This window comes from Cupriavidus sp. GW822-FHT02D05 (assembly GCF_058802485.1).
On sequence record NZ_JBXAOE010000002.1, the window covers coordinates 165133 to 189633 of the forward strand.

The 24501-nt window shown below is 65.1% G+C and carries 20 protein-coding genes; 10 read left to right on the forward strand and 10 right to left on the reverse strand.

What is annotated here, in order from left to right:
- Nucleotides 1-89 precede the first annotated feature (89 nt).
- From AC1RQK_RS03160 to AC1RQK_RS03170, 3 genes are read left to right on the forward strand one after another with little or no spacing between them, the layout of a single operon-like run.
- A complete protein-coding gene (locus tag AC1RQK_RS03160; RefSeq protein ID WP_492807629.1) occupies nucleotides 90-392 on the forward strand; it encodes a hypothetical protein in 303 nt (100 codons plus the stop codon).
- 50 nt (nucleotides 393-442) lie between these two features.
- Nucleotides 443-712, forward strand: coding sequence for a hypothetical protein (locus AC1RQK_RS03165; protein WP_492372805.1), 270 nt, complete (start codon nucleotides 443-445; stop codon nucleotides 710-712).
- A gap of 22 nt (nucleotides 713-734) precedes the next feature.
- A complete protein-coding gene (locus AC1RQK_RS03170) occupies nucleotides 735-2366 on the forward strand; it encodes a PepSY-associated TM helix domain-containing protein (RefSeq protein ID WP_492807631.1) in 1632 nt (543 codons plus the stop codon).
- Nucleotides 2367-2426: 60 nt separating this feature from the next.
- On the opposite strand, the gene AC1RQK_RS03175 is transcribed toward AC1RQK_RS03170, so the two are convergent.
- From AC1RQK_RS03175 to AC1RQK_RS03195, 5 genes are all read right to left on the reverse strand, one after another.
- Entirely contained in the window at nucleotides 2427-3653 is a 1227-nt protein-coding gene (locus AC1RQK_RS03175; RefSeq protein ID WP_492372803.1) for a cystathionine beta-lyase, read from the reverse strand.
- A 106-nt stretch (nucleotides 3654-3759) separates the two neighbouring features.
- Nucleotides 3760-4401 carry a hypothetical protein gene (locus tag AC1RQK_RS03180; RefSeq protein WP_492807633.1) on the reverse strand — a complete coding sequence of 214 codons (642 nt, stop codon included), beginning with the start codon at nucleotides 4399-4401 and terminating at the stop codon, nucleotides 3760-3762.
- 49 nt (nucleotides 4402-4450) lie between these two features.
- Nucleotides 4451-5635, reverse strand: a complete 1185-nt coding sequence (bktB, locus tag AC1RQK_RS03185) for a beta-ketothiolase BktB (protein WP_492372801.1) — start codon at nucleotides 5633-5635, stop codon at nucleotides 4451-4453.
- Nucleotides 5636-5738: 103 nt separating this feature from the next.
- Nucleotides 5739-7118 carry a 30S ribosomal protein S12 methylthiotransferase RimO gene (rimO, locus tag AC1RQK_RS03190; RefSeq protein ID WP_492807635.1) on the reverse strand — a complete coding sequence of 460 codons (1380 nt, stop codon included), beginning with the start codon at nucleotides 7116-7118 and terminating at the stop codon, nucleotides 5739-5741.
- A 233-nt stretch (nucleotides 7119-7351) separates the two neighbouring features.
- Nucleotides 7352-8026: a TetR/AcrR family transcriptional regulator gene (locus AC1RQK_RS03195; RefSeq protein ID WP_492807637.1), complete on the reverse strand. Its 675-nt coding sequence runs from the start codon at nucleotides 8024-8026 to the stop codon at nucleotides 7352-7354.
- A gap of 125 nt (nucleotides 8027-8151) precedes the next feature.
- Between AC1RQK_RS03195 and AC1RQK_RS03200 the strand changes: the two genes are divergently transcribed.
- The 7 genes from AC1RQK_RS03200 (at nucleotide 8152) to AC1RQK_RS03230 (ending at nucleotide 17989) form a co-directional block, all read left to right on the forward strand.
- The gene (locus AC1RQK_RS03200; RefSeq protein ID WP_492807639.1) at nucleotides 8152-9960 is read left to right on the forward strand and encodes an ABC transporter ATP-binding protein; all 1809 of its coding nucleotides are present in this window, start codon (nucleotides 8152-8154) and stop codon (nucleotides 9958-9960) included.
- Complete coding sequence (locus AC1RQK_RS03205) at nucleotides 9954-11720, forward strand: ABC transporter ATP-binding protein (RefSeq protein ID WP_492807641.1); 1767 nt, start codon at nucleotides 9954-9956, stop codon at nucleotides 11718-11720. Before AC1RQK_RS03200 ends, AC1RQK_RS03205 begins: the two co-directional genes overlap by 7 nt.
- Nucleotides 11720-12661: an ABC transporter permease gene (locus AC1RQK_RS03210; protein ID WP_492807642.1), complete on the forward strand. Its 942-nt coding sequence runs from the start codon at nucleotides 11720-11722 to the stop codon at nucleotides 12659-12661. Before AC1RQK_RS03205 ends, AC1RQK_RS03210 begins: the two co-directional genes overlap by 1 nt.
- Nucleotides 12658-13608, forward strand: a complete 951-nt coding sequence (locus AC1RQK_RS03215) for an iron chelate uptake ABC transporter family permease subunit (protein WP_492807644.1) — start codon at nucleotides 12658-12660, stop codon at nucleotides 13606-13608. The genes AC1RQK_RS03210 and AC1RQK_RS03215 overlap by 4 nt, the downstream gene beginning before the upstream one ends.
- Complete coding sequence (locus AC1RQK_RS03220; RefSeq protein WP_492807645.1) at nucleotides 13605-14381, forward strand: iron ABC transporter ATP-binding protein; 777 nt, start codon at nucleotides 13605-13607, stop codon at nucleotides 14379-14381. Before AC1RQK_RS03215 ends, AC1RQK_RS03220 begins: the two co-directional genes overlap by 4 nt.
- Nucleotides 14378-15385, forward strand: a complete 1008-nt coding sequence (locus AC1RQK_RS03225) for a siderophore ABC transporter substrate-binding protein (RefSeq protein WP_492807646.1) — start codon at nucleotides 14378-14380, stop codon at nucleotides 15383-15385. The genes AC1RQK_RS03220 and AC1RQK_RS03225 overlap by 4 nt, the downstream gene beginning before the upstream one ends.
- Nucleotides 15386-15505: 120 nt before the next feature.
- Nucleotides 15506-17989, forward strand: a complete 2484-nt coding sequence (locus AC1RQK_RS03230; protein WP_492807647.1) for a TonB-dependent siderophore receptor — start codon at nucleotides 15506-15508, stop codon at nucleotides 17987-17989.
- A gap of 46 nt (nucleotides 17990-18035) precedes the next feature.
- Here AC1RQK_RS03230 and AC1RQK_RS03235 read toward each other — a convergent pair whose 3' ends face one another.
- The 5 genes from AC1RQK_RS03235 to phaC form a co-directional block, all read right to left on the reverse strand.
- Entirely contained in the window at nucleotides 18036-19016 is a 981-nt protein-coding gene (locus AC1RQK_RS03235) for a tRNA dihydrouridine synthase (RefSeq protein ID WP_492807649.1), read from the reverse strand.
- A 383-nt stretch (nucleotides 19017-19399) separates the two neighbouring features.
- On the reverse strand, nucleotides 19400-19951 hold the full coding sequence (gene phaR, locus AC1RQK_RS03240) for a polyhydroxyalkanoate synthesis repressor PhaR (RefSeq protein WP_006155938.1): 552 nt from the start codon (nucleotides 19949-19951) through the stop codon (nucleotides 19400-19402).
- Between the two features lie 396 nt (nucleotides 19952-20347).
- Nucleotides 20348-21088 (reverse strand): 3-ketoacyl-ACP reductase, encoded by a 741-nt coding sequence (locus tag AC1RQK_RS03245; RefSeq protein ID WP_043345337.1) that lies wholly within the window; start codon nucleotides 21086-21088, stop codon nucleotides 20348-20350.
- Between the two features lie 115 nt (nucleotides 21089-21203).
- Complete coding sequence (locus tag AC1RQK_RS03250) at nucleotides 21204-22385, reverse strand: acetyl-CoA C-acetyltransferase (protein ID WP_043345333.1); 1182 nt, start codon at nucleotides 22383-22385, stop codon at nucleotides 21204-21206.
- 76 nt (nucleotides 22386-22461) lie between these two features.
- Entirely contained in the window at nucleotides 22462-24255 is a 1794-nt protein-coding gene (gene phaC / locus AC1RQK_RS03255; protein WP_492807651.1) for a class I poly(R)-hydroxyalkanoic acid synthase, read from the reverse strand.
- Between the last annotated feature and the right edge of the window lie 246 nt (nucleotides 24256-24501).

The following is a 24501-nucleotide window of genomic DNA, read 5'->3' on the forward strand; positions in this document are numbered from 1 at the left end:
ACCGGCACCGGCAGACCATATGCGGCGCGCTTGCGAATTGAAATAAGAATTATTATCATCCGGCTTTGTAAGAAATTACTGAGCCCGCCATGCAAGTGTTTGCCGTGCTGCTGGGGTTGGGTGGCGCATGCTGCCTGTACCTGGCATCGCCCAACCAGCGCCTGTTGCTGCTGCCACTATCCGTGCCAGCCACGGCACGAAGCCGCCGCACGCGCCTGTGCTGGCTAGCCACCCTTGCGATCGCCGCCTCGGCATGGGCATGGAGCCTGACGCAGGGCTGGCCGGCCGCGATCGCGGCCACGCTGGCCACGGTTGGCACCGGCCTGTCCTTATGGCCTTTTGCCGGTGCTTACCGCGATGCGCGGTGCCAGCGCCTCGCCCAGGCCGGCTAATGAAAGCCGCCCCCAGTCCCCAAAACGTCCGCAGCAAACCCAAGCCCGGCATGGGCACCAAGTGGCTGGCCGGCACCCTGCTGGGGCTGCCGCTAGCGGTCGCGCTATCCGCCCTAGGCGTCATCTGGCTGCCCGGCGGCTGGCAAAGCGGAGCCATCGGCGTGATCCTCGCCTGCCTGCCGATCTGGGTGGCGATCCTCTGCGCCAGCCTGCTATTCGCCACCAGCCGCGCGGCCTGGCTTTGGCTCGCAGCTGGCAACCTGATCGCTTACGGCGGACTGTGGGCATGGCGCCTGCTGCTCGCCCCCGGCGCGGCATGAACCGGCGCACCAGGAACCCCGCATGAAAGCCACAACCCTGCGCTTGTACCAAACCCTGCACACCTGGGTCGGCCTGATGGCCGGCTGGGCCCTTTTCATCGCTTTCTTCGCTGGCGCGATCACGGTCTTCCACGAGGAACTGCACGCCTGGCAATCGCCGCAGCGCACGGCCGCGCATAGCCCGGCCGCCCAGCCGGCCAACCCGGCCGCGCTCGACCACTTCATGCAGGCCCTGGTGGCGGCGCATCCCAAGAGCGCAGCCAGCGCCTACGTCACGTTGCCGACGGAGCACGAGCCTGGCTTCACGGCCTACTGGCAAGACCAGGCCGGCGAGTGGCACACCACAACCTCCGCCAAGCTTGACGGGGGCAAGACCACGCCCAAGGACACCGCGCTCGACACGGCGCCCGAAGAATTGGCAGCATTCATCAACAGCCTGCACTACACGCTCGGCGTGCCGGTGGCCGGCAGCTACTTCATGGGCGTTATCGCGGTGCTGTATGGGCTGGCGCTGGTGTCGGGCGTGCTGCTGCACCTGCCGCGGCTCAAGCCGGACCTGTTTGCCATCCGGCCGGGGCGCAACCTCAAGCGCTTCTGGATGGATGCGCACAACGTCGTCGGACTGTTCAGCCTACCCTTCCACCTGGTGTTCGCCATCACCGGCGCGGTGCTATGCCTTGGCTTGGTGCTGGCGATGGTGTTCAACGTCATGGCCTTCGATGGCAAGCTGTCCGAGGCGTTGCCGCGCCTGACCACCGCCTCGCCAGAACTGAAGGCATCAGGCCGCGCGGCGCGGCCCCTGCCGGCCGCTACGTTGCTGGCGGCGGCGCGCGCCAGCGCGGGTGAGCGGTTCACGCCGCTGTCGGTGCGCTATCAGCACTACGGCGACGCCAACGCGCTGATCGAGATTCGCGGCGACAGCGCACGTGTCCTTGGCAACTACGGGTCGGTTTCGGTGCACGCTGCCGCCGGCCAGCCGGACAGTGGCAGCGTGCTGGCGGACCAGACCGCCGCCGGGCGCGACAGCAACCACGCCATCTTCAGCATGATCTACGCGCTGCACTTTGGCACCTATGGCGACTTGGCCCTGCGCCTGGTCTACCTGCTGGCGGGACTGGCGGGGGCCTTCCTGTTCTATTCCGGCAACCTGCTGTGGATCGAATCGCGCCGCAAGACCCGGCAGCAGGCGCAGCCGCGCGTGCACCGCCTGTTGGCGCAGGCGACGGTCGGCGTGTGCATCGGTTGCTGCATCGGCGTGGCGGCAGCCTTCTGCGGCGCCCTGCTCTGGCCCGCGCGGGCTTCCAGCTACACCTACTTCCCGGTCTTTTTCGCGGCGCTTGGATGGGCCCTGATGCGTGCGCCGGCACGCGCCGCGATCGAGTTGCTGTGGGCCGCGGCCGTTGCCGCATTGCTGGTGCCGCTGGTCAATGCGCTGGTAACGGGGGACTTCCTGTGGCGCGCCGCGCTGGCCGGGCACTGGGCCGTGGCGGGCTTCGATATCGGTGCGCTGGCGCTGGCCTGTGGCTTTGCCGCGCTGGCCCGGTTGACGCAGCGCCGTGCGCGCAACGGCCCGCCAAACTCGGTGTGGGCCATGCAAGGGAAGCCTCGCTCTAATGTGGCGGACGCTGCCGCGGCGGGATCGACGGCTGGCTAGGGCGGCAACAAGGCAAAAAAAGGGCCGCCTCGGACAGTGTCCGGGGCGGCCCTTCTTATTTCATGCCACCAGTTGCAATTCCATCGCGCCGCGCAGGTCGGCGATCAGGTCGCGGGTATCTTCCAACCCAATATAGAGGCGCACCAGCTCGCCGGCGTTCTCCCAGCCAACGGGCGGCCAGCTGCCTTGGGGCCGCATGGTCTGGACGTGGTACGGCACCGCCAGGCTATGCGCGCCGCCCCAGGACCAGCCGATCGCGAACAGGCGCAAGGCCTCGACAAAGGCATCGACCTGGGCACGCGTGTAGCGCGCATGCAGCACGATCGAGAACAGGCCTGTGGCGCCACTGAAATCGCGCAGCCAGAAGTCGTGGCCGGGGCAGTCCGGCAGCGCCGGGTGCAAGACCTTGACCACTTCCGGGCGTTGGTTCAGCCACTCGGCCACTTCGCGCGCGGCGCGGTCGTGCGCCGCCAGCCTGACCGGCATGCTCGGCAGCGAGCGCAGCACCAGGTAGCAATCGTCTGCCGACACGCCCCAGCCCATCAGCATGCGGGCGCGCTTGATGCGGTCATGGAGTTTGTCGTCGGTGGTCAGCACAGCGCCCATCAGCACATCGCTGCCGCCCGACTGGTATTTGGTGAGCGCCTGCACCGAGATGTCGATGCCCTTGTCGAACGGTCGGAAATATACGCCGGCGGACCAGGTGTTATCGATGGCGGTGAGCACCCCGCGCGCCTTTGCCGCGGCCACGATGGCCTCGGTGTCAGGGATCTCCATCGTCACCGAGCCCGGCGACTCCATCCAGATCAGGCGGGTGTTGGGACGGATCAGCCCGGCAATGCCCGCCCCGATCATGGGGTCGTAATAACGGACGGAGACGCCGAAGTCCCGTGCCAGCCATTCGCCGTGCTCGCGATTGGGGCCGTAGACGTTATCCGGGACGAGCACGTCGTCGCCCGACTTGACCAAGGCGAAGTAGACCTGCGAGATCGCGGCCAGCCCCGACGGCAGCAGCAGCGTATGGCGCGCGCCTTCGATCAGCGCGAGGTGCTGGCACAGCGCCTCGCTGGTGGGCGTGGCATGCAGGCCATAGCGCCAGTAGGTCGTGGCACCGTCGCCATGCGCGCGCAGCTCCGCCAGGTTGCGGAACACCACGGTGGAGCCACGATGGGTAGCTTGGGAAAACGAGGCGAAGCCCGGCGCGATATCCAACTCTGGCTGGACGGCCACGGTCGCCAGGTAGGCGGGTTGGGAAGCGGGCTGCTCGGGTGGCTGGCGGTCGGACACGGCGATTCCTTGTCTGGCGATAACTCGATGAACGTTCGAGCTTACCAGCATTCGGGTGCGCGTTGGCCTACCTGGCGAGCCTGCCCCTGTCCACCCCGGCTTGACGCTACCGGCCGGAAATCGAGGACTTCGGTGCGGGCGGGGCGTAGGTAATGCCGCTGTTGGGGGTCATGTCAAAGGGCGGGATCACCAGCACGCCCAGTGGCCGGATCATGAAGGGAAGCACGATGGCCGGGTTGACCGGGTCGGTCCAGTTGCCGTGCACGATACCGGCACCGTCGATGGTGCCTTCCCAGTTGCCCGTGACGTGCGTGCCGTCATTGGACTCCTCCATCAGGAAAGCGCCGTTCTCGAATTCGCCGGCCAGCAACCGCACGCCGCCAGCACGGCCAACGCTGTACTCACCGCGCACGCTGTCGCGCTCGTCGGGCTTGGGGCCCAGGCGCAGGCGCACCGGCTGGTCCCCGAGCGTGCCCACGTAGACCGGCAGCGCAGCGTACTCCGGTCGCGGCGCGAGCGCCTTGGGCGCGGGCCCGGTTGAAAGCTGCGCACCGCGCCGCGCCTCGCCCTCGCGGATGGCCTGGTTGATCCCGAAACCCTGTACCTGGCTGGCATCGCTGGCGGCATTGGCGGTGCCGGGCGTGCCGGTGGACAGCTCGGTGGCGCCGGCGGCCAGCGCGGCGCCGGCCAGCGTTGCCGCGGCCAGCCCGGCTGCCAGAGACAGGGAAACGGGAAGTGACAAGGACATGGACAAAGGCAAAGGCAGAGTCGCTACGCGCCGCAAGGCAGCCTCAGGTTCAGAGTCGTTCGAAAATCGCCGCAATGCCCTGGCCACCGCCAATGCACATGGTCACCAGTGCATAGCGGCCTTGCACGCGTTGCAGCTCGTACAGGGCCTTGACGGTGATCAGCGCGCCGGTGGCGCCGATCGGGTGCCCCAGGGAGATGCCCGAGCCGTTCGGGTTGACCTTGGCCGGATCGAGACCGAGTGCCTTGGTGACCGCGCAGGCTTGCGCGGCAAAGGCTTCATTGGCTTCGATCACGTCGAGATCGGCCACGGTCAGGCCAGCACGTTCCAGCGCCTTCTTGGTGGCCGGCACGGGGCCGATGCCCATGGTCTTGGGATCGACGCCGGCATGCGCATAGGAGACCAGGCGCGCCATCGGCTTGAGGCCGCGCTTCTCGGCCTCGGCGCGCTCCATCAGCACCACCGCGGCAGCGGCATCGTTCAAGCCCGAGGCGTTGCCCGCGGTTACCGTGCCGTTCTCTTTGACGAAGACCGGCTTGAGCTTGGTCATGTCTTCCATGACCGCGTCGTGGCGCACGTGCTCGTCGGTGTCGAAGGTCACGTCGCCCTTGCGGCCCTTCAGCGTGACCGGCAGGATCTGGTCCTTGAAGTGGCCGGCGCGGATCGCCGCCGATGCGCGCCGGTGCGATTCCAGCGCGGCTTCGTCCTGCTGGTTGCGGGAGATGTCGTATTCCTTGGCCACGTTCTCGGCAGTGACGCCCATGTGGATGCCGTGGAACGGGTCATGCAGCGCACCTAGCATCATGTCGAGCATCTTGGCGTCGCCCATGCGTGCGCCCCAGCGGGCCGACTGCGCCAGGTACGGTGCGCGGCTCATGCTCTCCGCGCCGCCGCCGATGGCCACATCGGCATCGCCCAGCAGGATGGTCTGCGCGGCGCTGACGATGGCCTGCAAGCCCGAGCCGCACAGGCGGTTGACGGTCAGGGCCGGCGCGTCGATGGTGACACCGCCCTCCACTGCCGCCACCCGGCCAAGGTACATGTCCCGAGGCTCGGTCTGGATGACGTTGCCGAACACCACATGGCCGACGTCGTCTCCGCTGACCTGCGCGCGGGCCAGCGCTTCGCGCACGACCATGGCGCCCATCTGGGTCGGGGAAAGATCCTTCAGGCTGCCGCCGAAGGTACCGATTGCGGTCCGAACGCCGCTCACCACCACCACTTCACGTGTCATTTTGTGTCTCCTGGGCTGATGTTGCAGCGCACAGTATAGCGGCGCGCACGCCAAAACGAACGATCGTACTTTTACCTATCCGGACCGATGGCTGCTACCAGCCTCAGACTTCGCCCCACAAGTCGTGGCCATCCGCGCCGGTGATCTTCACCGAGACGAATTCGCCGACCTTGTAGCGCGGCGCGCCCTGCGCCGGCGGGTCGATATAGACCAGGCCGTCGATCTCCGGCGCGTCGGCCGACGAGCGGCCAATGCCACCGTCCTGGTTGATCTCGTCGACCAGCACGCGCAGGGTCTGGCCGACCTTGCGCTGCAGGCGTCGGGCGGACACTTCCTCGGCCACTTCCATGAAGCGGGCGCGGCGCTCTTCGCGGACTTCGTCGGGCAAGGCGCCCGGCAGGTCGTTGGCCGTGGCGCCGTCCACCGGCGAATAGGCGAAGCAGCCCACGCGGTCCAGTTCCGCTTCGGCGATGAAGTCCAGCAGCGTCTGGAACTCTTCCTCGGTCTCGCCGGGGAAGCCCGCGATAAAGGTACTGCGGATGGTCAGCTCGGGACAGATCTTGCGCCAGGCCCGGATGCGGTCCATGGTCTTCTCGGCGTTGGCCGGGCGCTTCATGCGCTTGAGCACATCCGGGTGGGCGTGCTGCAGCGGCACGTCCAGGTAAGGCAGCACGTGCCCTTGCGACATCAGCGGAATGATCTCGTCGACGTGCGGGTACGGGTACACGTAGTGCAGGCGCACCCAGGCGCCGTACTTGGCAGCCAGCTCACCCAGCGCGCCGACCAGCTCGGTCATGCGCGTCTTGAGCGGGCGGCCGTCCCAGAAACCGGTGCGGTACTTCACGTCCACGCCATAGGCGCTGGTGTCTTGCGAGATCACCAGCAGTTCCTTGACGCCTGACTTGAACAGGTTCTCGGCCTCCAGCATGACGTCCGCCACCGGGCGCGAGACCAGGTCGCCGCGCATCGACGGGATGATGCAGAACGAGCAGCGATGGTTGCAGCCCTCGGAGATCTTCAGGTAGGCGTAATGCTTGGGCGTGAGCTTGATGCCGGCGGCCGGCACCAGGTCCATGAACGGGTCATGCGGCTTGGGCAGGTGCGTGTGCACGGCCTGCATCACCTCGCCCAGCGCGTGCGGGCCGGTCACGGCCAGCACCTTCGGGTGCACCGACGTGATGATGTCCTCACCCGCGGCGTTCTTCTTGGCGCCCAGGCAGCCGGTGACGATCACCTTGCCGTTCTCGGCCAGTGCCTCGCCGATCGCATCCAGGCTTTCCTGCACGGCTTCGTCGATAAAACCGCAGGTATTGACGACCACCAGGTCGGCGCCGTCATAGGTGCCGCTGATGGCATAGCCCTCGGCGCGCAGCTGGGTAATGATCTGCTCGGAATCCACAAGTGCCTTTGGACATCCAAGGCTTACGAATCCCACATTTGGAATATGGTCTTTCTTGATCGTTGATTCTGAAGGGTTTTTCACGGTTACTTCCAAATGTGGAGCGAGCGGGGCGGGACATGGCCACCCGGCGGTTCAAAGCCAATCGCGCATTTTAACCGCTCGCGGGAGTTTGCCGGGGCCTCATGGCAGACATGAACATGGCCGGCCGTTTGCGGCTGCAGGCTATCGCGCGGGCCAATGCCGCCTACGACGTCCGGTCAAGACCCAACGCTTCGCTGGCATTCGAGCGGTGTGGGCCTGGCGTTTCGCAACGCCTATGACCTGATCCGCAATGCCGAGCTGTCACGGTGGGCGTCTTCCTCCAGCATGGCAAGCGCGCCGACGATAAGCGCGTGCATGCCCTGAACAAGCTCCGCCTCCATCTCGGCTTCTTCCGCCGCGCGGTCCGCCTCCACAAGGGGTTCTCGGCCTGCTACCGAATACACCGTGTCGGCCACGGCAATGCAGTGGAATGCGACCGTCGCAAGCAGCCAGCGTGCCTGTTCCTTCGAGATGCCGTAGGCATGCGCGATATGGCTCTGGTGCCCGTCGATTTTGGCGAGCATGGGCTGTGTCGCAGCCAACCTGCGGATCACGTACGGCGTCAGCCCAGGGTGTGCCTTGACGAACTCCCGTACCGATGTGGTGAACGCGATCAGGTAATCCTTTAATCCGCCACGTCCCTTGCCGCAAGCCTGCGGAATCTGCCAGCGGCTGAAGATCTCCTCAGCGACCAGGCGCTTGAGTTCCTCAAGACTCGGCACATGCTTGTAGAGCGCCATATGGCTGACCCCGAGTGCGGCAGCGACGCCGACGAAGGTGATGTTCGGCAAGCCGATCTCGATGCCCGCGTCGGCGATCCGTTCGCGCGTGATGGTACGAGGGCGCCCGCGCGCCGAAGGTTGTTGTGGCGATTTCATCTTTGTTCCTTGATCGCTGGTGACAGCCATGTAGCCGCCTTGCCAGCCTTTCGTCAATTAGTTTATAGTCATGCAACTAATTATCATTTCGATTCACGGGACTCCTCCATGACCGCCCCATCCCACCTTTCTGAATCTCTGGACGTTTCTTTTTCATGAACACTCGTGACGCGGCTGCGGCCAAACCCAAGGGACCCGGACCGCTCAGCCAAGTATTGAACCCCATCCGTGGGCAACTGATCGCCGCCGCGGCACTGGCCGGCGTGGGTGCCATGTTCACGCTGGTGCCGCTGGCCGGCATCGCGCATATCGCGAAGATCGTCCTCGGCGGCGCCGACATCGCGGCAGCGGCACGCACGCAAGTGCAGGGCGAAGTCTGGTGGACCGTCATTGCCAGCGTGGTGAGCCTGTTCGTCGGCATGGCGCTGGTGTCCGCCGGGGAACTGACCGCCCATCTGGCCGACAACCGCATCACCCATCACCTGCGCCTGGCGGCCACGCAGCGGCTGGCCCGCGTGCCGCTGGGCTGGTTCACCAGCCGCGCATCGGGCGAGGTCAAGCAGGCGATGCAGGACGACATCGGCACGCTGCACAGCCTGACCGCGCACTTTTACACGACGCTAGGGCGCACCGTCGGCGCCATCCTGATCTCGGTCATCTACCTGTTCGCGATGGACTGGCGCATGACCATCGTCTCGATCCTGCCGTTCCCGGGCTTCTTCCTGTTCTTCGGCAGGGCCATGAAGGCCAGCGGGGCAAACATGAAGGCATTCGTCGACGGGCTGGGGCGGATCAACAACGCGGTAGTCGAGTTCGTCAACGGCATTCCCGTGGTCAAGTCCTTCGGGGCCAGCGGCAAGGCGCACGGCGGCTACCGCGAGGCAGTCGATGCCTTCGCCCAAGCCTTTGTCGGTTTCACCCGTCCCCTCGTGGGCTCGATGGCCAACGCCAACGCGATGATCGCGCCGGTGGCGGTGCTGGGCGTGGTGCTGGTCTTCGGCACGCTGTTCGTTAGCCTGGGCTGGATTACCCCAGTGGACGTGCTGCCGTTCGCTCTGGTGGCACCGGGCCTCTGCGCGCCGTTGCTGCTGCTGCACTACATCATCCATGACCTGAACCATGCCACCGGTGCCGCCCAGCGCGTGCAGGCGCTGCTGGAGACGCCTGTGCTGGAGCAGCCGGCGCCCGATAGGCGACAGTTGCCCACGGGTACCGAAATCCGCGTTGAGCACGTCGGTTACGCCTACGACGCACAGAACAAGGTGCTGTCGGACGTCAGCTTCACCCTCAAGCCCGGCACGGTGACCGCCATCGTCGGCGCGTCCGGTGCTGGCAAATCGACCCTGGCCCGGCTGCTGCTGCGCTTCTTCGACCCGACCGATGGGCGCATCACGCTCGGCGGCGTGGATTTGAGGCATATCGAGACCTCGGATCTGTACCAGCGCATCGGTTTCGTGCTGCAGGAGGTGCGCCTCATCCACGCCAGCGTACGCGAGAACATCGCGCTGGGCCGGCCCTCGGCCAGCCAGCGGGAGGTCGAGGACGCCGCGCGCGCCGCGAACATTCATGAGCGCATCCTGGGCCTGCCGCGCGGCTACGACTCGATGATCGGCGAGGACGCGCTGCTCTCCGGTGGCGAGCAGCAGCGCGTGAGCATCGCCCGTGCCGTGCTGCTCGATCCGTCCGTGCTCGTGCTCGACGAAGCCACCGCGGCCGCCGATGCCGAGAACGAGGTGGCGATCCAGGACGCGCTGTCGCGCTTCGCGCAAGGCCGCACGCTGCTGATCATTGCACACCGGCTCGACACGGTGATGCACGCCGACCACATCATCGTGATCGAGAACGGCACGATCCACGAGCAAGGCCGCCACGCCGAGCTGATCGCGCGCAAAGGCCGCTATGCACGGCTATGGACGCTGGGCGGCTACGAAGAACCCCAGGAGCTGGCGGTGCCGTCATGCTGAAAACCTTCATTCGATTGCTGGGCGACGATGCGCACGTCTTGCGCCGCTACGCCTGGATGGCCGTGTTCTATGGCCTGCTCAGCGGGCTGACCATCACCACGCTGGTGCCCATTCTCAGCCGCCTTCTGGCCGGCGATACGCGCGGCGCGGCGCTGTGGCTCATCGTGCTGCTGGCCGGCATGACGGCCTGCTGGGGCTGGCGGCGCAAGGTGGAGAAGGCCGGCGTGCGCGTGGGGGTTGCCGTCCTGCAGGGCGCGCGCCAGCGGATCGGCGACCACGTTGCACGCCTGCCCGTCGGCTGGTTCACGCCGGAGAACAGCGCCCGGCTTGGCCATGTCATCACGAACGGCATGATGGCAGTGGCCCAGCTTCCCGCACACGTGCTCACGCCGGTGATCAGCGGCGCCGTGACACCGGTGGTGATCGTGGCCGCGCTGTTTGCGCGGCACTGGCCGATGGGCCTGATCGCGCTGGCGGCGCTGCCGATCCTGATCGGCACGTTCCTGATCGCCGCGCGCCTGGGCCGGCGCGCCGACCACACCTTCCATCGCCACTTCGCCCACACCAGCCAGCGCATGGTCGAGTTCGCCCAGGCCCAGTCGGCACTGCGCGCATTCAGCGGTGGAGGCGGCAGCACGCGCTTGCTTGAACAGGCCATCGACCAGCAACGCCATTCCGGCACGCGGCTGATCTATCTGTCGGCGGCGTCCACGGCGCTCAACGCCTGGGTCGTGCAGGCCGTCTTCGCCGCGTTGCTGATCGCCGCCGCATTGTGGCTCAACGCCTGCCTGGGCGGCGCGCTGGAAGCGGACTCGGTCGTCGCCGTCATCGTGGCCCTGCTGCTGGCCAACCGCTACATCGATCCGCTGCTGGACGTGGCCGGCTATGGCGATGTCCTGCGCGGCGCGCGTGGCCAGCTCGACGCGGTGCGCGAGATCCTTGCGGTCAAGCCCTTGCCGGAACCGGACCAGCCGCAGGCACCGCGTGATGCGTCGATCGAGCTGCGCGAGGTGAGCTTGCGCTACACACCGGATCAACCCGATGTGCTGAAGGGCGTGAACCTGCGCATCGAGCCGGGCAGCATGACCGCGCTGATTGGCGCCTCCGGGTCGGGCAAGACCACACTGGTGCGGCTGATCGCACGCTTCTTCGATGTGAGCCAGGGCAGCGTACTCGTCGGTGGCGTGGACGTGCGGCAGATGTCCAACGCGCAGTTGGCCAGCCAGATCAGTCAGATCTTCCAGGACAACTACCTGTTTGCGGGCAGCATTGCCGACAACATCCGCATCGGCAAACCCAATGCCAACGATGTCGAGATCATGCAAGCTGCGCGGCAGGCCGGCGTGGCCGAGATCATCGAGCGCCTGCCGCAGGGCATCGACACCCCGGTCGGCGAAGGCGGCGCACGCCTGTCGGGCGGTGAGCGCCAACGCATCGCCATCGCCCGCGCGCTGATCAAGGACGCGCCCATCCTGCTGGTGGACGAAGCCACCGCCGCGCTGGACGCGGAGAACCAGGCCGCCATCGCCGAGGCGCTGGCGCGTCTGCGCGGCAAGCGCACGCTGATCGTCATCGCGCACCAACTCTCGACGGTGGCAATGGCCGACCAGATCGTGGTGCTCGATGGCGGCAAGGTCGTCGAGCAGGGTTCGCCCGCGCCATTGCGCGCGAGCCAGGGGCGCTACGCGCATTTCCTGGCCCAGCGCCGGGCCGCCAGAGGCTGGCGTATCGCGGCGGCGTCGAACGGAGAGCGCTGCTGATGCGCGCACGTTGGCTTGGGTTGTTCGCCATCCTCTGCTGCGCCTCGCTGCTGGTCGGCGCCCGGCAGATGGCATGGTCGCAGGTGTTCTCGCTGTCGGGCGATGCCTGGCTGACGGTGACAGCCAGCCGCCTGCCCCGCTTGGCGGCGCTTGTTCTGACCGGCGTAGGCCTGTCCATCTGCGGCGTGATCCTTCAGCAGATCGTCCGCAACAGGTTCGTCGAACCGGCCACCTCGGGCGGACTGGATGCGGCCAAGCTCGGCATCCTGGTGTCGATGACGCTGGCGCCCGCCGCCGGCACGATGGGCCGGATGCTGTTCGCGCTGGTCTTCTGCTTCGCCGCGAGCCTGGTCTATGTGGCGATCATCCGCCGCATCAAGTTCAAGAACACCGTTCTCGTGCCGGTCATCGGCCTCATGTACGGCAGCGTGCTGAGTGCCGTGGCCGAGTTCTACGCCTACCGCTACAACATCCTGCAGAGCATGCAGGGCTGGCTGCTCGGCGATTTCTCCAAGGTCGTCCAGGGCAACTACGAGATCATCTACCTGATCCTGCCGATCGTCGCGCTCACCTACCTGTATGCGCACCGCTTCACCGTGCTCGGCATGGGCGAAGGCATGGCCACCAGCCTGGGGCTGAGCTATTCGGCAACGGCGGCGCTGGGCCTGATGCTGGTGGCGGTCACCGTGTCGGCCACGGTCATCACCGTCGGCGCGATCCCCTTCGTCGGGCTGGTCATCCCCAACCTGGTCGCGCTGCATCAGGGCGACAACCTGGGCCGGACGCTGCCCATCGTCGCTCTGGGCGGCGCGTCGCTGCTGCTGGCCTGCGACATTCTCGGCCGCCTGCTCATCTACCCGTTCGAGGTGCCCATCGGCCTGACCGCAGGCAGCGTGGGCGGCGTGCTGTTCCTCGTGCTCATCATCTGGAAGAAGCAATGAGGCGCGCGGCCCCCCGATATGCCCTCTGGATGGTGGTCCTCGCCTTGGCCGCGGCTTTCGTCCTCGTGCGATCCGGCTTCGACCTCGACTACGTCATTCCCAAACGGCTCGCCCGGCTGGCCGCCATCGTCATCGGCGGAATCTGCGTCGCCTTCTCCTCGATCACGTTCCAGACCATCGCGGGCAACCGGATTCTGACGCCGGCGATCATGGGATACGAGGCGGTCTATCTGCTGTTGCAGTCGCTGCTGATCCTGGCCATGGGCACGCATGGCCAGGTGGTACTCGGCCAGAGCGGCAACTTCTTCCTCTCCATCCTGTTGATGCTCGCCTATTCGTGGGCCATCCATCGGTGGCTTTTGCGCAACGGCAGGTACAACGTGTATTTCCTCCTCCTGCTGGGACTCGTGCTGACCATGGTGATCGGCACTGTCACACAGTTCGTCCAGCTCAGGATCAGCCCGGGCGAGTTCGCCGTTCTCCAGGGCTTTGGCTACGCATCCTTCAACAGGGCACAACCCGAGCCGTTGCTCTATTCGGCCCTTCTGGTCGCGGCCGTGTGCCTGCCAGGGCTGAAGACCCTGCCGATCCTCGACGTGCTCTCGCTGGGCCGCGACCAGGCCATTTCCCTAGGGGTCGATTACCAGCGGTACGTGAGGCTCTACTTCGCGCTGATCGCGGCTCTCGTGGCGGTCTCGACCAGCTTGCTCGGGCCCACGGCCTTCATGGGGATCTTCGTGGCGAACATCGCCTATGCGATGGCCCGGACTTCCAGGCATCGGGTCACGCTGCCCATCGGCTGCGCGATCGCCATCGGCATCTTCATCGTGGCCCAGCTCCTGGTCGAACACGTTTTCAACTACAAGACCACCGTCAGCATTCTCGTCAACCTGGTGTGTGGCGCGTATTTCCTCGCGCTGATGGTTCGCACCCGAGGCACCGCATGATCACCGTTCACAACCTTCACAAGGCCTACGGCGCCAAGACCGTACTTTCCGGCGTCAGCGCGCAATTCCCGGCGCAGCGCGTGACGTCTCTCATCGGCCCCAACGGCGCAGGCAAAACGACGCTGCTGCTGATGATCGCGCGCCTGTTGGAGCCGACCCAGGGCGACATCCTGATCGGGGATCGCAGGGTTTCAAGCATCGGCATCAGCGAATACGCCAAGCACGTCGCCACCTTGCGCCAGGCGCCCGACTTCAACCTGCGCCTGACGGTCGAGGAACTCGTCGCTTTCGGGCGCTTCCCCTACAGCCGCGGCGCGCTCACCCCCGAAGACCACGACGTGATCGACGAGGCCATCGCGTTCCTGTCGCTGCAAGCGCTGCGCGGGGCCTACATCGACGAACTCAGCGGAGGGCAGCGCCAGATGGCCTTCCTGGCGATGACCATTGCCCAGCAGACGAACGTTCTGCTGCTGGACGAGCCACTCAACAACCTCGACATGAAGCATGCCGTCCAGATCATGCGCGCGCTTCGCCGCTTGTGTGACGAGCACGGGCGCACCGTGATCCTGGTGATCCATGACATCAATTTCGCGGCCAACTACTCCGATCACATCGTCGCATTGAAGGGCGGCATGGTTCGCTTCTGCGGCCCCGTCGTGGAGGCTGTGACCGAGACACGGCTGCAGGAACTGTATGGACTGGACTTCGAAATCGTGCGCAGCGATCGAGGATGCGTATGCAACTACTTCAATCCATCAGGAAAACTGAAATGACCCGGAATCACAGAAACAGGCGTTGGGCGTTAGCCCTGCTGATGGCCGCAACCGTCGCGGTACAGGGGTGCGGCCAGAAACCAGCCGAACCGCCAAAGGCAACCGCACAGCCGGATTCTGCCAGCCGGCCCCCGCAGGAAGCGTTCGCGCCCGTCACGGTTCAGCACAAGCTGGGAACGACCGTCGTCGAGCACCTTCCGCAACGCGCGGCGGCCCTCGACATGAATGAAGTCGATTTCCTCGACCAACTGGGTGTCCCTGTCGTTGGCATGCCGAAGGATTTCGTCCCGCACTTCCTCGCCAGGTACAAGGACGCCCCGGACGTTCAGGATCTGGGCTCGATCGTTCAGCCCAATCTGGAGCGGGTTCATGCCGCCAGGCCTGAACTGATCCTGATCACCTCGCTCCAGGCGAACCACTACAAGGAATTGAGCGAGATCGCTCCGACGATTCATTTCGATGTGGACTACCGGGATAGCGAGGTCAAGCACATCGAGGTCATCAAGGACCACCTCATGACCCTGGGGCGAATCTTTGGCAAGGAAGGCCTCGCCCGCCAGAAAGCGGCTGAACTGGACGCCAAGGTCGAGGAGGCCAGGCGCATGACCCGGGGCCGTCTCGAGAAGGCGCTTGTCGTTCTGCACAACAACGGCGCCTTCAGTTCCTTTGGCGTGCATTCCCGTTACGGGTTCGTCTTCAATGCCCTGGGCGTGAAACCGGCCAGCCCGACTGTCGAGACCGGCCTGCATGGCCAGCCGATTTCCAGCGAATTCATCCAACAAGCCAACCCCGACATCATCTTCGTGGTGGACCGGACGGCCGTCATGGAGCGCCGTCCGGTCATGGACGCCGGGAGCATGGGCAACCCGCTGCTGCGCCAGACCAACGCCTGGAAGAACGGCCGTGTGGTCTTCGTTGATGCTGAAGCTTGGTACGTCACCGCCGCCAGCCCGACCTCTTTGAAACTCGTGATCGACGACGTCATCAAGGGCTATCAGCACTGATTTGTTCCAGGGCCTGTCCCTGGCCCTAAGCCAAAAACGTAATGATTCGTATTCGCCATAGCTTTCTCACTCGCAAGACGTGCTGAGAACCAACCCGATCTCAACTGAAAAGAGCTTGTAATGACCAAACGTCACCATCGCATCGCGCGATCTGCACAGCAGGCGGTGCGCCCCCAACCCGCCTTTGCCCTGAACCGCGCCGCTGCCGTGCCGACGGTGCTGCTGCTGGGGCTGACCGTGGGCGCCCTGGCCTTGGCCGCCCCGCCGGCACTCGCACAAAGCACCGGCCAGGCGGTGGACGCCCGGAGCCGCTTCAACGTGCCGACCGGCCCGCTGGGCGAGGCGCTCAATGCCTATGCCGCTGCGGCCGGTGTCGAACTGACCGTGGATGCGAGCCTGCTCCAAGGCAGGAACAGCCAGGGGCTGTCCGGCAGCTACAGCGTGCGCGAGGGTTTCACCGAACTGCTACGCGGGCACGGTCTGCAGGCAGTGCGCGAGGCCAACGGCCGCTACACGCTAAGCCGGACGGCCCAACAGACGCAAAGCCCAGCCGCAGAAAGCGGGGTTACGTTGCCGGCGGTGACGGTACAGGCGAGCTCAGCGATCGACGCCTACGCCGGCGGGCAGGTGGCGTCCGGCAGCCGCGTGGGGCTGCTGGGCGACAAGGATTTCATGGAAACGCCGTTTTCCACCATCAGCTACACGGACAAGTTCATCGAAGACCGGCAGGCCAAGGACATCACCGACGTGATCGCCGCCACCGATCCCACGGTGTTCAGCAACGGCGTCACCGGCGCCTGGAGCGAGAACTACTCCATCCGCGGCTTCGCCTCCAACACCAGCGATATCACCATCGGCGGCCTGTTCGGCATGGCGCCGTACTACCGCACCACCCCCGAAATGTTCGAGCGTATCGAGGTATTGAAAGGCCCATCGACCCTGCTCAATGGCATGCCTCCGGGCGGCTCGGTGGGCGGCACCGTCAATCTGGTGCCCAAGCGCGCGGGCGATGAGCCGCTGACGCGACTGACGGCGACCTACATGTCCAATGCGCAGTTCGGCGGACATGTGGACCTTGGGCGGCGCTTTGGTGAGAACAAGCAGTTCGGCATCCGCTTCAACGGGGTCTATCGGGATGGAGAGGGGGCCGTCAACCGGCAGAAAAAGAAAACCCAGTTCGCGTCCCTCGGGCTGGACTGGCGGGGCGAGCGCGCTCGCGTCTCTGCCGACCTCTACAGCAGCGATGACCGCGTGGACGGCGTGACCCGAGGCATCAATCTAGCCCCCGGCGTGGCAGTGCCCAAGCCACCCAGGCCCGAGACCCTGCTGAACCCGGATTGGTCCTTCGTCAACACCAGGGACAAGGGTGCGATCGTCCGCGGCGAATTCGACGTGAGCGAAAACCTGATGGCCTATGCAGCCTTCGGCACCAGCAGGACCAACTACAAGTACAACGGTACGATGTCGGCCCAGGTGCTCAACGCGGCGGGCGATGTTCGGCACAGCATGGGCCAACTGGCCTTCGATATTGAAAAGACATCGGGGGAAGCTGGATTGAAGGGCAAGTTCCAAACCGGCAGCGTCAAGCATCAATGGGCTTTAAACGTTACGCACTACTCGGACACCGAAAGGGACTATGGCCGCAGATCGGTCCCGGGCGCGGACTGGACCACCAACATCTACAACCCGGTCTGGGGCCCAGCCGCCGGAATGCGTTGGCCGCCGACCCTCCACACGGAAACGCGCCTGACCAGCTACGGCGTAGCGGATACCCTGTCCTTTGCACAGGACAGGGTGCAACTGACGCTGGGCGTGCGTCACCAGGAAGTACTCACCGATACCTTCAGCCTCACGACCGGGGCGCGCAGTGCCCGCTATGACGCAAGCGCCATGACACCCGCGGCCGCGCTGCTGGTCAAAGCCACGAACCATATTTCCGTGTACGGCAATTACATTGAAGGGTTGAGCAAGGGTCAGACCGCGCCGGCAACTGCCGCCAATGCGGGAGAGCTGTTTCCGCCGTCCAAGACCAAGCAGAAGGAAATCGGCCTCAAGCTCGATCTCGGCGAATTCGCCCACACGCTCAGCTTGTATCAAATCGAGCGGCCAAGCAGCTATACCGACATTTCCACCAACGTCTTTTCCTTTGGCGGAGAGCAGCGCAACCGGGGTGTCGAGTGGGGCTTCTTTGGCTCGCCGCTGCGCGGCGTGCGCTTGATGGGTGGCATCGCCTATGTGGACCCCAAGCTCACCAAGACCGCCGGTGGCGTCAACCAGGGCAAGCAGGCGACCGGGGTGCCCAAGCTGCAAGGCAAGCTGGGCGTGGAGTGGGACACCTCCGCCGTGCCGGGCTTGACGCTGACCGCCAATGCGACCGCCGTATCCAAGCAATACATCAGTGCCGACAACTCGCTGTCGGTGCCGAGCCACACGGTGTATGACCTGGGCGCACGCTATGCTACCCAGGTCTCCAGCCATCCGCTGACCGTGCGGGCCAGCGTCAATAACGTGACAAACAAGGCCTATTGGGGCATGCCGCTGTTGTCCAGTTTGGCCCTGGGCGCCCCGCGCACCTTCATGCTCTCGGCCACGATGGACTTCTGAACGATGCGCGCGCATGCGCGTCTGATGGCCGCGTCTGCTCGCGAGCCTATTGCAACGAGGGTGATGTCCCCGGCATGCCCTCCAGGGCGCTCTCGATCACCGCCTGAACCTCCAGCGCCCCTTGCAGGCGCCGGATAGCTGCATGCAGCTCTGCGGCCTGCGGCCAGGTCCGTTTCAGGTAGCTGAGCCACAGCTTGACGCGTCCGTGCTCGTGAGCGCATTCGTCATTGGCCTGCAGCTTCTTCAGGTAGCCGGCGATATGGCGGAGCACCGACGGCCATTCCTCGGCGCAGGGCGTTCTGTCCATCAGTCCGCGTATCCGCAAGGCCAGGAATGGATCCGACACGGCACCCCGCCCGATCATCACGTCGGCGCAGCCGCTGACCGCCCGGCAGCGCTCCCAGTCGGCCACCGTCCAGACTTCGCCGTTGGCAGTGACCGGCACGTCCACCGCAGCATCGATACGCGCGATCCATTCCCAGTGGGCCGGCGGCCGGTAGCCATGATCCCGGGTCCTGGCATGCACGACCAGGGACGCCGCGCCGCCTTCCGCCAGCGCCGTGGCGCAGTCGATCGCCAGCGAGGTATCGGACACGCCCAGCCGCATTTTGGCTGTCACGGCGATGTTCGCAGGCACCGCAGCACGAACGGACGAAACGATCCGGTTCAGCAGTTCAGGATCCGCCAGCAGCATGGCCCCGCCACCGTGCCGGTTGACGACTTTGGCAGGACAGCCGAAATTCAGGTCAATGCCATGCGGCGACAAGGTCGCTGCCTGTGCGGCATTGACCGCCAGCCATTCAGGATCGCTCCCGAGCAGCTGGATCACCATCGGCGTGCCGCCTGGAGTATGGCCGCCGTGGAGGACCTCAGGCGTGTCCCTCTCGTAGACACGCTCGGGAAGCAAAGAGCCCGTCACCCTGACGAACTCGGATACACATCCATCGTATCCTCCCGAGCCGGTCAGTACGTCGCGCAGCACGTAATCAGCAAGCCCCTCCATGGGGGCAAGAAACAGCCGGCTCATAGCAAAGCTGGCGTCGATGCCGGAAAACGAGAAAACGCCAAACCCACCGTCGGAACGGGCGTGGCCTCGGCGGCGAGCGCCTGGCGAATGTCTTGGATTGCGGAGGGCATTGGGATTCGCGCTGTGCAGGCGAGTCCGCAGTATGAATCGCCACATTTGACAGGGGTAGCAGCCGCGGTGATTCCGCGCGTTACCCGAATATGCGTGATTTTAACCGATCGCCCCGATCAGCGAAGGAAGGTCATGCGAGCGCTGGGAATTCGCCTCCACGCCAGCCCGGCCTGAAGCCACTTTGCAGGAAAGGAGGCTGCCGGCGCCGCGAGGGTTCCATGCGTTCCCGGGGGATTGGGAACGCGCAACAGGCCGGCGAGGCGTGCGCCGGCTTATTTCTTGTCCGGCTGATTGAACGGAAACGTGCCAAACATGTTCTTGGCCTGGCTTTGCATCTGCTCCTGCATCTGCACAAACAGGTTCTTGCTCTGCTCGATGTAGTTGCTCATCATCCCTTGCATCATCGGGCCCTGCATGTTCATGAACTGGGACCACATATCGGGGCTGAACGGCTCGCCCGAGTACAGGCCCTTGGAGTTCTCGGCCAGCTTGCTCTGGATGTCGATGAAGGCCTGGATGTTCTTTTCCAGGTAGGTGCCCATCATGCCCTGCATTGCATGGCCGTAGTAGCGGATGATCTGCGACAGCATGGAGCTTGAGAACATCGGCACACCGCCCGTCTCTTCTTCGAGAATGATCTGCAGGAGGATGCTGCGCGTGAGCTCGTCGCCGGACTTGGCGTCGATCACCTTGAAGTCTTCGGTATCCATCACGAGCTGCTTGACGTCGGCTAGCGTGATGTAGGTGCTGGTCTGCGTGTCGTAGAGCCGGCGGTTTGGATACTTCTTGATCAGTCGCTCTGCGCCTTTCTTGGTGGTAGCCATCGTGCTCTATCCTTTTATCGTCGCTGTTGCATGCTGCTGCACCGCATGCTGTGCGGTGCGCAAATCGGGACCGCCAGCGGGGGATACAACGTGTTGACCTGCAACGCATGATCTATTTTGGTGCGGGCTAGCCGCTGCCCTGATTCTATGCCCAACAAGGCACTATTGAAAGCCGGACCCGTTAAGGAAAACCCGCACGGGGCAAAGGATTGCGGGTGTTTGGGGCCCGCAATGCCGCGCCACGCCCGCGCGTTGGTGCGGTGCGGGGTGTGCGATGCAATATTGCTGCGGGGTGAGAGGCCTCCCGAGCGGCCGCGGAAATAAAAAAGGCCCTCGGCAGAGGACCTTCCCAAGACAAGAAACCATCCAGGAAAACCAGGGATGGCTTGCCGTTCATCACCCCATGTGCAGGCCGCCGTTCAGCGAGAAGTCCGCGCCCGTCGAGAAGCCCGACTCTTCGGACGCCAGCCACGCGCAGATCGAGGCAATTTCTTCCGGCGCGCCCAGGCGCTTGACCGGAATCGTGCCGACGATCTTGTCCAGCACGTCCTGGCGGATCGACTTGACCATATCGGTGGCGATATAGCCCGGCGACACCGTGTTCACGGTCACGCCCTTGGTCGCCACTTCCTGCGCCAACGCCATGGTGAAGCCGTGCAGGCCAGCCTTGGCGGTGGAGTAGTTGGTCTGGCCGAACTGGCCCTTCTGGCCGTTGACCGACGAGATGTTGACGATGCGGCCAAAGCCACGATCCGCCATGCCGTCGATGACCTGTTTGGTCACGTTGAACAGCGAGGTCAGGTTGGTGTCGATCACGGCATCCCAGTCGGCGCGCGTCATCTTGCGGAACACCACGTCGCGCGTGATGCCGGCGTTGTTGATCAGGATGTCGACCTCGCCCACTTCGGCCTTGACCTTGTCGAACGCGGCTTTGGTCGAATCCCAGTCGGCAACATTGCCTTCCGAGGCGACAAAATCGAAGCCCAGGGCCTTCTGCTGCTCGAGCCATTTTTCGCGGCGCGGCGAGTTGGGGCCGCAACCGGCCACGACCTTGTAGCCATCCTTGGCCAGACGCTGGCAGATGGCCGTTCCAATGCCACCCATGCCACCGGTTACGTATGCAATGCGCTGAGTCATATCTACTCCTTGATGGCTAGTTTTTATTGACGCCGGCAAGCGGGAAGCCCCCCGCGCCGGCACACCCCTCAGACCGGCCTGCGCGCTTGTTCGCTGCGGCAAGCCCGGCAAATCGTCACTTGCGTTCCACAGCCAGCGCCACACCCATGCCGCCGCCGATGCACAGCGAGGCCAGGCCCTTGTGGGCGTCGCGGCGCTTCATTTCGTGCAGCAGCGTGACCAGGATGCGGCAGCCCGACGCACCGATCGGGTGGCCAATCGCAATGGCGCCGCCATTGACGTTGACCTTGGACGTATCCCAGCCCATCTGCTTGTGCACGGCCAGGGCCTGGGCGGCGAAGGCTTCGTTGATTTCCATCAGGTCGAGCTCTTCCACGCTCCATCCGGCGCGCGACAGGCAGCGCTTGGACGCAGGCACCGGACCCATGCCCATCACCTTGGGATCGACACCGGCGGTGCCGTAGGCGCGGATCGTGGCCAGCGGGGTCAGGCCGAGTTCCTTGGCCTTGGCCGCCGACATGACCACCACCGCGGCGGCGCCGTCGTTCAGGCCCGAGGCGTTGGCAGCGGTCACGGAACCAGCCTTGTCGAAGGCCGGCTTGAGACCAGCGAGCGCATCTTGCGTGACGCCGTGGCGCACGAACTCATCGGTGGCGAACATCACCGGGTCGCCCTTGCGCTGGGGAATCGGCACCGGCACGATTTCTTCATCGAACTTGCCGGCCTTCTGCGCGGCTTCCGCCTTGTTCTGCGAACCGGCCGCGAACGCGTCCTGGGCTTCGCGCGTGATGCCGTATTCCTTGGCCACGTTCTCGGCGGTGACGCCCATGTGGTACTGGTTGTAGACGTCCCACAGGCCGTCCACGATCATGCTGTCGATCAGCTTGGCGTCGCCCATGCGGAAGCCATCGCGCGAGCCCGGCAGCACGTGTGGCGCGGCGCTCATGTTTTCCTGGCCACCGGCCACCACGATCTCGGCATCGCCCGCGGCAATCGCGTTGGCGGCCAGCATCACGGCCTTCAGGCCGGAGCCGCAGACCTTGTTGATGGTCATGGCCGGCACCATCACGGGCAGGCCAGCCTTCAGCGCTGCCTGGCGCGCCGGGTTCTGGCCGGAGCCGGCCGTCAGCACCTGGCCCATGATCACTTCGCTGACCTGCTCGGGCTTGACGCCGGCACGCTCAAGCGCAGCCTTGATGACGATGGCGCCCAGCTCAGGCGCGGGAATCTTGGCGAGCGAGCCGCCGAACTTGCCCACCGCGGTACGGGCAGCGGATACGATGACAATGTCAGTCATTGGGAGGTCCTCTCGAGTTGGATGCAAATAAGGGGTGAAAGAGGCCGGCCCCGCAGGGCGCCGGCCCGGACAAATCCTATGCCTTCGCCTTGACGTAGCGGCCCGGTGCCGGCTCGATCGCGCGGTAATCCTTGTTGCCGTAGTCGGTGGGGGCCGCCTTGCGCGCGCCGGCGTGCTTGGCCAGCCAGGCCGCCCAGTCCGGCCACCAGCTGCCGGCGTGCTCGGCGGCGCCGTCGAACCACTCCTGCGCCGAAGCCGGGAGCTTGTCGTTGGTCCAGTGGCTGCGCTTCTTCTTGGCCGGCGGGTTGATCACGCCGGCGATATGGCCCGACGCGCCCAGCACGAAACGCAGTTTGTTCTTGAGCAACGCGGTGGAAGCATAGGCCGACATCCAGGGTACGATGTGGTCTTCACGCGAGCCATAGATGTAAGTTGGCACGTCGATGCTGCCCAGGTCCACCGGCGCGTTGCACACGGTCAGCTTGCCCGGCACCTTGAGCTCGTTCTGCAAGTAGGTATGGCGCAGGTACCAGCAATACCAGGGGCCCGGCAGGTTGGTGGCGTCGCCGTTCCAGAACAGCAGGTCGAACGGGACCGGCGTATTGCCCTTCAGGTAGTTGTCGACGACATAGTTCCAGACCAGGTCGTTGGGACGCAGGAACGAGAACGTGTTGGCCAGTTCCACGCCACGCAGCAGCGCGCAGGGCGTGCCCGCCGCACCACCCAGGGTGTTTTCACGCAGCTTGACGTGGGCTTCGTCGACGAACACATCGAGCACGCCGGTATCGGCAAAATCGAGCAGCGTGGTCAGCAGCGTCAGGCTGGCGGCGGGATGCTCGCCGCGCTTGGCCAGCACCGCCAGCGCGGTGGAGACGATGGTGCCGCCCACGCAGAAGCCCAGCACGTTGATCTGGTCCTGGCCGCTGATCTCGCGCGTGACTTCGATGGCGCGAATGGCGGCATGTTCGATGTAGTCATCCCAGCTGAGCTCGGCCATCGAGGCATCCGGATTGCGCCAGGAAACCATGTAGACGGTATGGCCCTGCTCCACCATGTAGTGCACCAGCGAGGTCTGCGGCTGCAGGTCGAGGATGTAGTACTTGTTGATGCAAGGCGGCACAAGCAGCAGCGGGCGCGCAAACACCTTCTCGGTGACGGGCTTGTACTGAAGCAGCTGGAAATAGGCGTTCTCGTAGACCACCGCGCCCTCGGTCACGGCCACGTTGCGGCCCACTTCGAAGGCGGATTCGTCGGTCTGCGAGATCTTGCCGCGGCCAAGGTCGTCGAGCATGTTGCGCACGCCGGCCCGCAGCGATTCGCCGCCGGAGTCGATCAGCTTTTTCTGCGCCTCCGGATTGGTGGCGAGGAAATTTGCCGGCGACATGGCGTCGACCCATTGCGAGATCGCGAAACGGATACGCTGGCGGGTCTTGGCATCGGCTTCGACCGCGCCCGCCAGCTCATTCATGGCACGCGCATTGATCAGGTAGAAAGCGGCAGCGTAGTGAAACGCCGCGCTGCTGCGCCAGGCATCGCCGGAAAAGCGGCGATCAGCCAGGGCCGTGGCGGGATTGGCGCCGCCCTCGGCCATGCTTCGCCAGAGCGCGGTGAAGTCCTTCATGTAGCGTTGCTGGATGTCGGCCAGTTGATCGGGCGCGATTTTCACGCCCGCCATGGCGGAACCCTTCAATGCCTCGAAACCGGGGATAAATGGCATGCCAGGCATGCCCTGCTGGGTCGTCGCACCGTTAGCCTGTGCCTGACGGGACCATTCCAGCCATGTCGCTGGATCAAATGGCCCCGAAGCAAATGAAAACGGTTGGGACTTGTCTTCCTTGGTGGAAGCTGCCGCACCTTTGCCGGTTGCCATGATGTTTCGTCTCTCTGCCGTCACTTATTTGAAAGCTGGCTGGGCGGCGTACCACCACCGCGGGGCTCTCCCCCGCCGCCAGCCTCGGAACCGGCCCGCGCTGACGCCCTCGGCTGGTGACGTCATGCGGTATGCTTGCCGGACACGCCGCGCCGCGGACCTGAACGTCCCGGCGGAGCCTGCGAATGCCTGCCAGCACACTGCCTTGCAGTGCATTCGAGGCCATTGTTGCCTTGCAATGTTATG